Raw genomic sequence first — 13168 nt, 5'->3', positions numbered from 1 at the left:
ACGGTATGTCCCATGACCGACGGCGGTAACGGAGACTTCGAGTTCGAGCGTCGCTTCCTCGTGAAGGACGTCCCGGTCGACCTGCTCGACGCGCCTGCCCTGATCGTGCAGAGCTACTTCCTGGCGCAGGACGGCTACGCGATGCGCCTGCGGGTCCAGGCGAGCGCGACCGACGCGACGCTCGCAGCGGGCACGTCTCCGCTGCACGTCCTGGACGAGCACACGTTCGACTTCTGCGCGCTCACGGTCAAGGGCCCCACGAACGGCGGCACCCGGTACGAGGCCGAGCGCGAGATCGACGTCAACGTCGGGGTCGAGATGATCCGGCGCGGGGGCGGTCGCATCGTCAAGACCCGCTACTCGGCGTGGCTGGGAGCGGACGGCTGGGTCATCGACGTGTTCGGCGGGGCCAACCACCCGCTGGTCATCGCGGAGTGCGAGCGCTCGGGACCGGTCGTGGACCTGCAGATCCCGTCGTTCTGCCTCACCGAGATCACCGACGACCGCCGCTTCTCCAACGACTACCTCTCGCACACCCCGTACTCGGGGTGGGCGGCCTCGTTCGCCGCGGAGCTCGCGGTGTCCGGGCCGCGCTTCCGCCAGGACTTCGGGCACAACGCACGCCTGCCCGGCGAGTAGCCGGGCAGGCCAGGGCGACAGCGGACGGGCCGTGCACGGGGCGAGCGCGGCCCGTGCACGGCCCCTCGCCGCTCAGGGCGCGTCGTCCGCGACCGGTCCGCGGTCGCCGACGGGCGCGGTCCCCAGGCCACGCGCGTAGTAGACCCACGGGAACCAGGTCCCGATCCGCTCCCACCCCTCGGCCTCGAGCCCGAACCTGCTCGCCCCCAGGACGTAGACGCGCTTGTGCTCCCACTGCTGGGTGGTCCGCTCGATGGTGTGGAACGCCGCACCGAACCCGATCGAGCGCCACCCGTGCCGCCCGTAGGCCTCGAGCGCGGCCATCTCGGTCACGGCCGTGACGGGGGCCAGGGTCCGGGTGTCTCCGGGGACGGCCCCGGCGATCAGGTCGCCCACGAGGCCGGGCGCTCCGTCGCCGGGCCCTGTGGGTCGCCCGAACCGCTGCTGGGCCGCCTGTCGCGTGATGCCGAGGGCGGTCCCGACGGCCTCCCAGCTGTGCCCGGCGGAGCGGGCCGACGACACGGCCGTCGCGAGCAGCTCCTCGGTCGCGAGGTGGGCACGGGCCGTGAGGGCCACGAGCTCGAGGTGCGCGGCGGGCTGGGTCGCGATGCGGTCGCCAATCCCGGGGTCCGCGGCCGCCACGGCCTCGGCGAGCAGGTCGTCGAGCGACCGGTGGTCGCGCGGTTCGAGGCTGCCCCAGGCGGGTGCGCCGCTCACCGTGCGCGACTCTCGTCGATGCCCGACGCCGGAGCGCCGGTCTTGCCTACTGCTCGCCTGTTCACCATGTGTCAACCCTGGCTTGACACCGCCGCCCTGTCAAGAGGCAGTTGACACTCCGGCTCGGTGCGGGACCGGCGGGGACACGCCGTCGGGCCGTCCCCCGCGCCTCCCCGGCCACCCGGGCGGAGAATGCAGGGCATGGACGAGGCCGTCGTACTCCTGGTCATCACCGGTGCCCTGGCCGTCACGGCCGTCGCGCGGCACTGGGACCTGCCCGCTCCCCTCCTGCTCGTCGTGGTGGGCCTGGGCGTCTCCCTGATCCCCGTGGTCCCCCACATCGAGCTGGCCCCCGAGGTGCTGCTGGGCATCATCCTCCCGCCGCTGCTCTTCTCGGCGGCCAACGGGAGCTCGTACCAGGACTTCCGCACGTCGCTCAACGCGATCGTGCGCCTGGGCGTCGGGCTCGTGGTCGTCACGGCGCTCGCCGTGGCCTGGGTCGCGACGATCCTGCTCCCCGACCTCCCGTTCGCCGCGGCGCTCGTCCTGGGCGCCGTGGTCGCCCCGCCCGACGCGGTCTCGGCCGCCGCGGTCGGCCGGCGGCTCGGTCTGCCCCGCCGCGTCATGACGCTCCTGGGCGGCGAGAGCCTCATCAACGACGCGACCTCGCTCACGCTCTACAAGGTCGCCCTCGCGGGCGTCGCGACGGGAGCCTGGGTCTGGACCGAGGGCATCGGGGTCTTCGCGCTCGCGGTCGTCGTCGGGGTGGGGATCGGGCTCGTCATGGGCATCGGCATGCACGCCGCCCGGCTCCGGCTCGCCGACCCGCTCCTGACGAGCGTCGCGGGCATCATCCTCCCGTTCGCGGCCTACTGGATCGCCGAGGAGCTCAGCGGCTCGGGCGTGCTCGCGGTCGTGGCTGCGGGCCTCTACCTGGGGCACACCGCGCCGACCGCGGGCTACGAGACCCGTCTCGTCGAGGAGCCGCTGTGGGACAGCCTCGACCTGCTGCTCGAGGCCATCACGTTCGCGCTCATCGGCCTCCAGCTCAAGTTCGTGGTCGAGACGGTCGTGACGTCCGACGAGGGGCTCCGCACGGCCGTCTGGGTGTCCCTCGCCGCCCTCGCGGTCACCATGGCGATCCGTCCCGTGTACGTGTTCGCCACGTCCTGGCTCGACCGCGTGCACCTGCCCGGGTCCAAACGCTCCCGGGCCGACGAGCTCGGCTGGCGCGAGTCGCTCGTGGTGTCGGCGGCAGGGATGCGCGGCGTCGTGACGCTCGCCGCCGCGGCCGCCATCCCCGTGACGCTCGGAGGCGCCGAGTTCCCCGGCCGTGCCACGATCCAGCTCGCGGCCTTCACGGTCGCGATCGGCACCCTCCTGCTCCAGGGCGTGACCCTCCCCTGGGTCATCCGGAGGCTCGGGGTCGGCGGGGAGGACGAGGCCGCGAGCGACGCCGCGGAGGAGGCGCGCGTCCGCCGCCTCATGGCCGAGGCCCAGGCCGAGGCCATCTCGCGCGCCACGAAGGCATGGGCACCCGCGATCGGCGAGGAGAAGGCCGAGGCGACCCGTGCGGCCATGTCCGCCGCGATCCTGGGCCGCGCCCAGGCCGCGGCCCGGCTGCTCTCCCCCGAGTCCGAGGCCGAGGAGCCGGTCGAGCAGGTCCCGGTCCGCGCCCACCCCACGGGCGGTCGCGCCTACCCCGTGGCCCGGCCCGGCGACGGTTCGGAGGACCTGCGCCGGCTCAACGCGCTGCGCGCCGACATGAACAGGGCCCAGCGTCAGGTGCTCGTCGACGAACGGGACGCGGGTCGACTCAACGAGGCCGTGATGCGCAGGATCCTGCGCGAGCTGGACATCGAGGCCGAGGCGCTGGCCGAGTCGTGGGTCAACCGGATCTGACGGCCCGCACGCGGGCGGGCGGGCCCGCGCAGGCACACGGCACGCGCAGCTCAGGCGGGACGGCTCAGGCGGGACGGCTCAGGTGAGGCCGCCGAGCGCGACGACACCCTCGGTGAACTCGAAGTGCCACGGCTCGTACGCTCCGCCGCCGCCGCGCTTGGCCCACGAGGGGTTGGCCCAGCCGTACAGCTCGCCGTTCTTGTTGATCCAGGAGTAGACCTCCCGGTTGCCCGTCTCGGTCGAGCACAGGTCGATCGCCAGGCCCCAGCCGTGGAACGACGTGCCCGGCTTGGCCGCGAAGCCGCCCCGCGTGCCCTTGAGCGAGACCTGGGACGCCAGGGTCCGATAGCTCGACACGAGGCAGATGTCCCGGCCGAACGTCGCGCGGAACGACTCGTTCATGGCGGACAGCGCGACCGCGGCGTCCGGACGCAGCGACTCGCCCGCCTGCCACAGGTCGCACAGCTCGTGCCCCGTGAGCTTGCCGTTGCTGCTCGTGACCTCGATGCTCGGGTCGCAGTTCGGGAGCGGCGCGCGCTCGACCGAACGGCTCGCGGCCTGGGCGCGGCCCTCGATCTTGGGCGCCGACGCCACGTACTCGGACGTGGGCTCGGCCGCGACCGGAGCGCTCACCAGGTCCAGCGCCGTGGGCCCGACGGGCTTGCCGTCCGGGGCGTAGGGAGTCAGGGGACCGTCCTGCGCCCCCGCAGAGAGCGGCATGGCGATCGTCGCGACCGCCAGGGTCCCGAGGACGGCCATGCGGGGCGCCCAGCGCTGGTGGGAGGGGACCTCGGCCCGACGACGGCCCTTGTGCCCGGTCTCCGCCTCGCGTCGGGCGCGGCGTGACTCGGAGGTCGAGGACGACGACTCCACCAAGCCTCCACTCCGAGCGACCGTCCGGTCGCCCGCAGGCGACCCCTGACGACCAGGGCCGACGAGCGCGTGGACCGCGCTCTGCCTCGCAGACCGGACGACCCTCCCGTCGCGGGAGGAACCGTACGAGCGAAGCAACGAAACAATAACGGGGGGTGACAGCGAAACCAAGTCCCCAGTTCAGGGCCTCGTACGGCGCCGCTCAGTGCACGCGGCGCTGCATCGCGTCCCGCACCTCGCCCACGAGCTCCTCGAGGATGTCCTCGAGGAAGACCACCCCCACGGCTCCCTGCGCACCCGCGGTCGTGCCGTCGTCGGGCACCGCGCCCGTGGAACCCTGGACCGGGACCGTGTCCACGCGGGCCAGGTGCGCCCCCGACTGCTGCATGGCGCGCAGCGCGTCCTCGATCTCGTCGCCCGGCTCGGCCGTCGCGAGCGCACGCACGCGCCAGGACGGGACCGGCCGGAACCGGTCCTCGCCGCTCGCGTAGAGCACGTCCTTGAGGTGCAGGTACCCGACCAGCTCGCCCCGTGCGTCGGCCACGGGGAACCGGCTGAAACCGGTCTTCGCGACCAGGCGCTCGATCTCGTCGGGCGTGCAGCCCTCGACCACGGTCACGAGCCGGTCGACCGGGACCATGACCTCCGCGGCCGTGCGCTCCGAGAACTCGATGGCGCCCGAGAGCAGCCCCTGCTCGTCGCGCAGCAGGCCCTCGGCCTGCGAGTGCTCGACGATCGACTGGACCTCCTCGGCCGTGAAGACCGACGCGACCTCGTCCTTGGGCTCGACCCCGGCCCAGCGGACCACGTGGTTCGCGAGCCAGTTGAGCGCGACGATGATGGGCTTGAGGACACGCCCCAGGACCACGAGCGGCGGGCCGAACCACATGACGGCCTTCTCCGGCCCGGCGACCGCGAGGTTCTTGGGGACCATCTCGCCCAGGACCACGTGCAGGTAGACGACGATCGCGAGCGCGACCACGAACGCGATCGGGTGGACGAACGCCTGGCTCACGCCGAGCGCGTGCAGCGGCACCTCGAGAAGGTGCGCGACCGCGGGCTCCGCGACCACACCCAGGCCCACGGAGCAGACCGTGACGCCTAGCTGGGCGCACGCGAGCATGAGCGAGACGTGCTCCATGGCCCACAGGACCGTCTGGGCACGCCGGTTGCCCTGCGCGGCGAGCGGCTCGATCGAGCTGCGACGGGCCGAGAGGATGGCGAACTCCGCGCCCACGAAGAACGCGTTGGCCGCCAGGAGGACGACGGCGAGGATCAGTGCTGCGGTCGTGCTCATCGTGCACCTCCGGCAGGTTCGGAGCCCTGCTCACCCGAGCGCGGGCGCGCGCCCGGCGGTCGCTCGGGAGCAGGCCAGCGGGTCGTGCTCGGCCGCTCGCTCCCGGGCCCCTGCGCGGTCACGTCGTCGGAGTCGCCGTCGGGCGACTCGAGCCGGACCCGCAGACGCTCGACGCGTCGCCCCTCCATGGCCTCGACCCGCAGCACCACGCCGCCCGCGCGGACCTCGTCGCCGGCCACGGGCACCCGCCCGAGGTCGGCCATGACGAGGCCGCCGAGCGTCTCGTAGGCACCGTCCTCGGGGACCTCGAGCCCCGTCGACTCGACGAGCTCGTCGGGCCGCAGGACACCGGGCACGATCCACGAGCCGTCCGCGCTGCGCGCCACCCCCGCCCGCCGCGGGTCGTGCTCGTCCGCGACGTCGCCGACCAGCTCCTCGACGACGTCCTCGAGCGTCACCACGCCCGAGGTGCCGCCGTACTCGTCGACGACCACGGCCATCTGCAGGCCGAAGCCGCGCAGCTCGACCAGCAGCGGGCCCAGCGCGACGGTCTCCGGGACGCGCGGCGCGTCGACCATGAGCGCGGCCGCGGGGACCTCGGAGCGACGCTCGTGCGGCACGCCGATCGCGCGGCGCAGGTGCACCAGCCCGACGACGTCGTCGCGGTCCTCCCCGATCACCGGGAAGCGCGAGTGCCCCGAGGTGCGGGCCAGGGCCACGACGTCCTCGGCCGTGTCCTCGCGGCGCAGCACGACCATGCGCATGCGGTCCGTCATGACGTCGACGGCACTGAGCTCGTCGAGCTCGATCGAGTTGGTCAGGAGCGTGGCGACCGACGTGTTCAGGGTGCCCTCCTGGGCGGAGCGCTTGACGAGCGCAGCGAGCTCGGAGGCCGACCGGGCGCCCGACAGCTCCTCGCGCGGCTCGACCCCCAGACGACGCAGGATCGCGTTGGCCGACCCGTTGAGCACCGAGATGACGGGCCGGAAGAGCTTGGTGAACTGGCGCTGGACCGGGACGACCTGCCGCGCGGTCTGGTACGGGAGCGAGAGCGCGAAGTTCTTGGGGATGAGCTCGCCGAACAGCATCGAGAAGAGGTTGACGACCACCAGCGCGAGGACCACGGCGAGGACCGTGGCAGCGCCGGCGCCGAGCGCAGTGCTCCCCAGCGCGTCGCCGATCAGGTTCGCCAGCGCGGGCTGCGCCGTGTAGCCGAGCAGGATCGTGGTGATGGTGATGCCGACCTGTGCCGAGGACAGCTCGGTCGACAGGTGCTTGAGGCCGGCCCGGACGCTGCGGTCGCGCCGGCTGCTGCGCGCCTCGGCGGCCGTGGCCCCCTCGCTGTCCCCTTCCCCGTCACCGCTCTTGGACAGCACGGCGGGGTCCAGGGTGACGAGGGCGAACTCGCTCGCCACGAAGACGGCGGTCCCTGCGGTCAGGAGCACCCCCAGCGCGACCATCAACCAGTCGCCTACCACGGGGTGCTCCACAGATATCGGGGTTTGCTCTTCATCGTGGCAACGATGTTATCCGCCGTCGGGCCGCCGTCCATCCGGAAAGCGCACCCGGTACCGGCCCTCGAGACGGGGACGGGCGCCCGACATCCCCCGGTCTCGCCGCGACCTCCGACCATCACCGGCCGGTTTGTGCCACGCTGGTGCCATGACAGCCAGCGCATTCCCCACCGGCAGCGGCGCGACGAGCGGGGCCGGACCTGCGGGTACGCCCGCGCAGCAGGCCGCGAACATCCTCGTCGTCGAGGACGAGCCGGCGATCGCCACCGCGATCGCCCAGCGGCTGAGCGCCGAGGGCTGGCGCGTCGAGGTGGCGCGCGACGGTCTCTCGGGGGTCGAGGCGGCGACCCGCCTGCGCCCGGACGTGATCGTGCTCGACGTCATGCTCCCGGGCATCGACGGGCTCGAGGTCACGCGCCGCATCCAGGCCGAGCAGCCCGTGCCGATCCTCATGCTCACCGCACGCGACGACGAGACCGACATGCTGATCGGGCTCGGCGTGGGGGCCGACGACTACATGACCAAGCCCTTCTCGATGCGCGAGCTGGTCGCCCGGGTCAAGGCGCTCCTGCGGCGCGTGGACCGCGCGGCCCAGGCCGCCACGTCGACCCCCACGGACCCGCCCATGGTCGTGGGCGACGTCGTGATCGACCGCGCCCAGCGGCGCGTGCACCGGGCTGGCGAGGAGGTCCACCTGACCCCCACCGAGTTCGAGCTGCTCGTCATGCTCGCCAGCTCCCCCAAGACCGTCCTGACGCGCGAGCGCCTCCTCGCCGAGGTCTGGGACTGGGCCGACGCGAGCGGGACCCGCACGGTCGACTCCCACATCAAGGCCCTGCGCCGCAAGCTCGGCCCGGACCTGATCCGAACGGTCCACGGCGTCGGCTACGCGTTCGAGCCCCCGGTCGCGTGACCTCCGGACCCCGGACCCTGCGCCCCCACCTCCCGGACGTCCGGCCCCTCGACTCGTTCCGGTCGCTGAAGATCAAGCTCGGCGTCCTCGTCTTCGCGACCGTCACGCTGGCCGTCCTCATCACGTGGCTGGGCCAGCAGAACAAGCTCGGCCCCACGCGGACGTTCCCGCTCGCGATCGTGCTGTCGCTCCTGCTCACCCAGATCCTGGCGCGCGGCATGACCTCGCCCCTGCGGGAGATGACGGCCGCGGCACGCTCGATGGCCGACGGCGACTACACGCGCCGCGTGCGGGCCACGAGCCGCGACGAGGTGGGCCAGCTCGCGGTCGCGTTCAACATCATGGCCGAGGACCTCGCCTCGTCCGACCAGATGCGGCGCGAGCTCATCGCCAACGTGTCGCACGAGCTGCGGACCCCCATCGCGGCACTCCAGGCCCAGCTCGAGAACGTGGTCGACGGCGTGAGCGAGGCGAACCCCGCGACCATGGAGATGGCTCTCGCGCAGACCGAGCGCCTGACCCGGCTCGTGACCTACCTGCTCGACCTGTCCCGGATCGAGGCCGGAGCCGCGGCGCTCAACATCCAGGACGTCCCGCTCGGCGACTTCCTCGAGGAGAACGCCGACGCGGTCTCCATGGTCGAGGCCGGCAAGCACCTCCAGTACGTGATCGACGTGACGCCCGAGGACCTGACGCTCCCGGCCGACCCCGAGCGGCTGCGCCAGATCGTCACGAACCTCCTCCAGAACGCGATCCGCCACTCCCCGCAGAACGGCGAGATCCGGCTCGAGGCCTACCCCGTGGACGACGACGTCGTCATCGAGGTCATCGACCAGGGGCCCGGCATCGCGAAGAAGGACCGCGAGCGGATCTTCGAGCGGTTCGCGCGCGGCAACGCCCCCTCGCACGGTCACACGTCGACGGGCGGGACCGGGATCGGCCTCGCGATCGTCCGCTGGGCCGTGGACCTGCACGGCGGCCGGATCGAGGTCGCCGACTCGCAGCAGGGGGCGACCATGCGCCTGACGTTCCCTGCCACCTCCCACCCGCACACGACGGGCCTCCCAGACGACCTGCCCGAGATCCTGGGCACCGCGCTGGGCGAGCCCCGCACCCCTGGACGCGACGCCGACGACGACCACGGGCCCGTCGCCGGCAAGTGAGACCTTCGTCACACTGGTCGCGATACATACCCGGCGATGGCCTAACCGGCCTCGTCTTTGGCCGGTGAACAGGTCGTCGTTGCCCCCCGTTTGCCTCAGGTAGACATCCGGTGAAGAACGACCGGACGCCTTGCGCCGACTGGGGTCCAGGGGCGCCCAACACCACTCCCGAGGGCCTAGGCTTGACGGGTCCGGTGCCGACTAGGTACCCGGTATCCAATGACGATCAGTGGTGAAAGTGGGCGATCCTCGCGTGTCCCCGAAGGCTGAGTCAGAGTCGATCAGCGCAGCTAGTTCTGTGTTCGGCGCCAACGAATGGCTTGTCGACGAGCTGTACGAGCAATACCTCCAGGACAAGAACGCGGTCGACCCCGCGTGGTGGGACTTCTTCGCGGACTACCGTCCTGGGGAGAAGTCGCCCGAGGCGAACGGGAGCCCCGCTCCCGTGAACGGTGCGCCGGCTCCCGCCGCCGACGGCCCGGCTCCCGCCGTCCAGATCCCCGCGAAGGCCCCGGCAGCGCCGCCGGTCGCCGCAGCGATCCCGACCCCCGCGACCGACGGCTCCGCCGCCGGTGAGTCGGCACAGCGACGCAGGTCGCCCGTCGTCCCCGCGGACCCGACCGTCAACGCGGCGATCGCCGCGATCAAGGCCACGCGCCCGGTCGCCACGGCACAGCCTGCGACCGCACCGTACGCAGCGGTCGCCACCGCGCCGTCCCGCTCCGACTCGCCGGAGACCGGCGACGACGTGCAGAAGCTGCGCGGCCCGGCCGCCCGCGTCGTGGTCAACATGGAAGCCAGCCTCGAGGTCCCCACGGCGACCTCGGTGCGCGCCGTGCCGGCCAAGCTCATGGTCGACAACCGCATCGTCATCAACAACCACCTCGCCCGCGGGCGCGGCGGCAAGATCTCGTTCACGCACCTGATCGGCTTCGCGCTCGTCGAGGCGCTGACCGAGATGCCCGCGATGAACGCGAGCTACACGCAGATCGACGGCAAGCCGGCGGTCAAGAACCCCGCGCACGTCAACTTCGGTCTCGCGATCGACCTCGCCAAGCCGGACGGCACCCGCCAGCTCCTCGTGCCGAGCGTCAAGAGCGCCGAGCAGATGGACTTCACGCAGTTCTGGGCCGCCTACGAGGACCTCGTGCGCCGGGCCCGCGGCAACAAGCTCACGGTCGACGACTTCGCGGGCACCACGATCTCGCTGACCAACCCGGGCGGGATCGGGACCGTGCACTCGGTCCCCCGCCTCATGCAGGGTCAGGGCACCATCATCGGCGTCGGCGCCATGGACTACCCCGCGGAGTTCGCGGGCGCCTCGGTCGAGCAGCTCGCCCGCCTGGGCGTCTCGAAGGTCCTGACGATCACCTCGACCTACGACCACCGCATCATCCAGGGCGCGCAGTCCGGTGAGTTCCTGCGCATCCTCGGGACCAAGCTGATCGGTGAGGACGGGTTCTACGACCGCGTCTTCGCCGCCCTGCGGATCCCCTACGAGCCGGTCCGCTGGACCCGCGACAACACGACGGACGCCGAGATCGAGGCGGCCAAGCCCGCCAAGATCGCCGAGCTCATCCACTCGTTCCGCTCGCGCGGCCACCTCATGGCCGACACCGACCCGCTCGCCTACCGTCAGCGCAAGCACCCCGACCTGGACGTGCAGACGCACGACCTCACGTTGTGGGACCTGGACCGCACCTTCCCGACCGGCGGGTTCGGCGGCAAGACGAAGTCCACGCTGCGCGACATCCTCGGCCTGCTGCGCGACTCCTACTGCCGATCGATCGGCATCGAGTACATGCACCTGGCCGACCGCGCCCAGCGCCGTTGGCTCCAGGAGCGCCTCGAGTCGGGCTACGCCCGCACGCCCCGCGAGGACCAGCTGCGCATCCTGCGCCGCCTGAACTCGGCAGAGGCGTTCGAGACGTTCCTGCAGACCAAGTTCGTCGGCCAGAAGCGCTTCTCGCTCGAGGGCGGCGAGTCCGTCATCCCGCTGCTCGACGCCGTCCTGTCCAAGGCTGCCGACGGCGGCCTGGACGAGGTCTGCATCGGCATGGCCCACCGCGGTCGCCTCAACGTCCTGGCGAACATCGCCGGCAAGAGCTACGCGCAGATCTTCGCGGAGTTCGAGGGCAACCAGGACCCCAAGAGCGTCCAGGGCTCGGGTGACGTCAAGTACCACCTCGGCACCGAGGGCACGTTCTCGGCCGAGTCGGGTGCGCAGACGCGCGTCTACCTCGCGGCGAACCCCTCGCACCTCGAGGCGGTCGACCCGGTGCTCGAGGGCATCGTGCGCGCCAAGCAGGACCGCATCGACCTGGGTGGCGACGGCTTCTCCGTGCTGCCGATCCTCATCCACGGCGACGCGGCCTTCGCGGGCCAGGGCGTGGTCCCCGAGGTCCTGAACCTCGCGCAGCTGCGCGGCTACCGCACCGGTGGCACCATCCACGTGATCATCAACAACCAGGTCGGCTTCACCACGGGCCCGTCCTCGTCGCGCTCCACGCTGTACTCGACGGACGTCGCCAAGGGCTACCAGGTCCCGATCTTCCACGTGAACGGTGACGACCCCGAGGCCTGCGTGCGCGTCGCGGAGCTCGCCTTCGCGTTCCGCGAGCAGTTCGACCGCGACGTGATCATCGACATGATCTGCTACCGCCGCCGCGGTCACAACGAGGGCGACGACCCCTCGATGACGCAGCCGCTCATGTACAACCTCATCGAGGCCAAGCGCTCGGTCCGCAAGCTCTACACCGAGAACCTGGTCGCTCGCGGCGACATCACGCTCGAAGAGGCGGAGCACGTCCTCCAGGACTACCAGGCCCAGCTCGAGCGCGTGTTCACCGAGACCAAGGAGGGCGGCTTCACCCCGTCGCCGTCCTCGGAGCCCGTCGCGGGCCTCGAGCGTCCCGAGTCCCAGCGCGAGGACGCCGGCACCATGGTCGGTTGGAAGACCGCGATCGACCAATCGGTCATCGAGCGTGTCGGCCAGGTCCACGTGGCGCCGCCCGAGGGCTTCACGGTCCACCCCAAGCTCGCGCAGCTGCTCGAGAAGCGCCACCAGATGTCCGCGAACGGCGGCATCGACTGGGGCTACGGCGAGCTGCTCGCGTTCGGCTCGCTCCTGGTCGAGGGCACCCCGGTGCGCCTGGCCGGGCAGGACTCGCGTCGTGGCACGTTCGTGCAGCGTCACGCGGTGCTGCACGACCGCGAGACCGGCGCCGAGTGGACCCCGCTGCTGTACCTGTCGGCGGACCAGGCGAAGTTCTGGGTCTACGACTCCTCGCTCAGCGAGTACGCGGCCCTCGGTTTCGAGTACGGCTACTCGGTCGAGCGTCCCGACGCCCTGGTGCTGTGGGAGGCCCAGTTCGGCGACTTCGTCAACGGCGCCCAGACCGTCATCGACGAGTTCATCTCCTCGGCCGAGCAGAAGTGGGGCCAGAACTCCTCGGTCGTCATGCTCCTGCCGCACGGCTACGAGGGACAGGGACCGGACCACTCGTCGGCCCGGATCGAGCGTTTCCTCCAGCTGTGCGCCGAGAACAACCTCACGGTCGCCCAGCCCTCCACGCCCGCGTCGTACTTCCACCTGCTGCGTCAGCAGGCGTACGCCCGCCCGCGCCGCCCGCTCGTGGTCTTCACGCCCAAGCAGCTGCTGCGCCTCAAGGCAGCGGCCTCGGCGGTCGAGGACTTCACGACGGGCACGTTCGAGCCCGTCATCGGGGACGCCTCGGTGAACCCGGCGAACGTGGACCGGGTCCTGCTCTGCACGGGTCGCGTCTACTACGACCTGCTCGCCGAGCGGACCAGGCGTGGTGACGACAAGACGGCGATCGTGCGCCTCGAGCAGCTCTACCCGCTCGACGTGGACGGCATCCGCACGGAGCTCTCCACGTACGCGGGGGCCGACGTCGTGTGGGTCCAGGACGAGCCGGAGAACCAGGGCGCGTGGTCGTTCATCCACGTGAACCTGCCGGAGGACCTGCCGCGCGTGCGTGTCGTCTCGCGGCCCGCCTCGGCGTCCACCGCTGCGGGTACCGCGAAGAAGCACCAGGCCCAGCAGGCCGTCCTCCTCGAGCAGGCCTTCGCCCGCTGACCGGACGCTCTCGCTGAGCCGGAACGACGAAGGCCGCCTCCCCCGACGGGG

Annotated in this window: 9 protein-coding genes; 5 read left to right on the top strand and 4 right to left on the bottom strand. The window is 71.9% G+C overall.

The window, feature by feature from the left end; all coding sequences use genetic code 11:
• Nucleotides 1-12: 12 nt before the first annotated feature.
• Nucleotides 13-639, top strand: coding sequence for a CYTH domain-containing protein (locus ACFWFR_RS02390; RefSeq protein WP_191800030.1), 627 nt, complete (start codon nt 13-15; stop codon nt 637-639).
• A 72-nt stretch (nt 640-711) separates the two neighbouring features.
• Here the strand turns inward: ACFWFR_RS02390 and ACFWFR_RS02385 are convergent, their stop codons facing one another.
• Nucleotides 712-1356 carry a hypothetical protein gene (locus ACFWFR_RS02385; protein WP_318244294.1) on the bottom strand — a complete coding sequence of 215 codons (645 nt, stop codon included), beginning with the start codon at nt 1354-1356 and terminating at the stop codon, nt 712-714.
• Nucleotides 1357-1557: 201 nt separating this feature from the next.
• On the opposite strand from ACFWFR_RS02385, the gene ACFWFR_RS02380 reads away from it, so the two are divergent.
• Entirely contained in the window at nt 1558-3258 is a 1701-nt protein-coding gene (locus ACFWFR_RS02380; protein ID WP_191800032.1) for a sodium:proton antiporter, read from the top strand.
• Nucleotides 3259-3336: 78 nt separating this feature from the next.
• Here ACFWFR_RS02380 and ACFWFR_RS02375 read toward each other — a convergent pair whose 3' ends face one another.
• The 3 genes from ACFWFR_RS02375 to ACFWFR_RS02365 all read right to left on the bottom strand — a co-directional run bounded on the left by ACFWFR_RS02375 (nt 3337) and on the right by ACFWFR_RS02365 (nt 6906).
• Nucleotides 3337-4131, bottom strand: coding sequence for a M15 family metallopeptidase (locus ACFWFR_RS02375; RefSeq protein ID WP_191800034.1), 795 nt, complete (start codon nt 4129-4131; stop codon nt 3337-3339).
• Between the two features lie 202 nt (nt 4132-4333).
• Entirely contained in the window at nt 4334-5428 is a 1095-nt protein-coding gene (locus ACFWFR_RS02370; protein WP_191800036.1) for a hemolysin family protein, read from the bottom strand.
• Entirely contained in the window at nt 5425-6906 is a 1482-nt protein-coding gene (locus ACFWFR_RS02365; protein ID WP_377620933.1) for a hemolysin family protein, read from the bottom strand. Before ACFWFR_RS02365 ends, ACFWFR_RS02370 begins: the two co-directional genes overlap by 4 nt.
• A gap of 184 nt (nt 6907-7090) precedes the next feature.
• Between ACFWFR_RS02365 and ACFWFR_RS02360 the strand changes: the two genes are divergently transcribed.
• From ACFWFR_RS02360 to ACFWFR_RS02350, 3 genes are all read left to right on the top strand, one after another.
• A complete protein-coding gene (locus tag ACFWFR_RS02360; protein WP_225219744.1) occupies nt 7091-7855 on the top strand; it encodes a response regulator transcription factor in 765 nt (254 codons plus the stop codon).
• Nucleotides 7852-9018, top strand: a complete 1167-nt coding sequence (locus ACFWFR_RS02355) for a cell wall metabolism sensor histidine kinase WalK (protein WP_191800038.1) — start codon at nt 7852-7854, stop codon at nt 9016-9018. The genes ACFWFR_RS02360 and ACFWFR_RS02355 overlap by 4 nt, the downstream gene beginning before the upstream one ends.
• Before the next feature lie 253 nt (nt 9019-9271).
• The gene (locus ACFWFR_RS02350) at nt 9272-13117 is read left to right on the top strand and encodes a multifunctional oxoglutarate decarboxylase/oxoglutarate dehydrogenase thiamine pyrophosphate-binding subunit/dihydrolipoyllysine-residue succinyltransferase subunit (protein ID WP_377620931.1); all 3846 of its coding nucleotides are present in this window, start codon (nt 9272-9274) and stop codon (nt 13115-13117) included.
• Nucleotides 13118-13168 lie beyond the last annotated feature (51 nt).

This window comes from Oerskovia sp. NPDC060287, assembly GCF_042726775.1.
Taxonomy (GTDB): domain Bacteria; phylum Actinomycetota; class Actinomycetes; order Actinomycetales; family Cellulomonadaceae; genus Oerskovia; species Oerskovia merdavium.
This window is presented reverse-complemented; position numbering and strand designations above follow the sequence as displayed.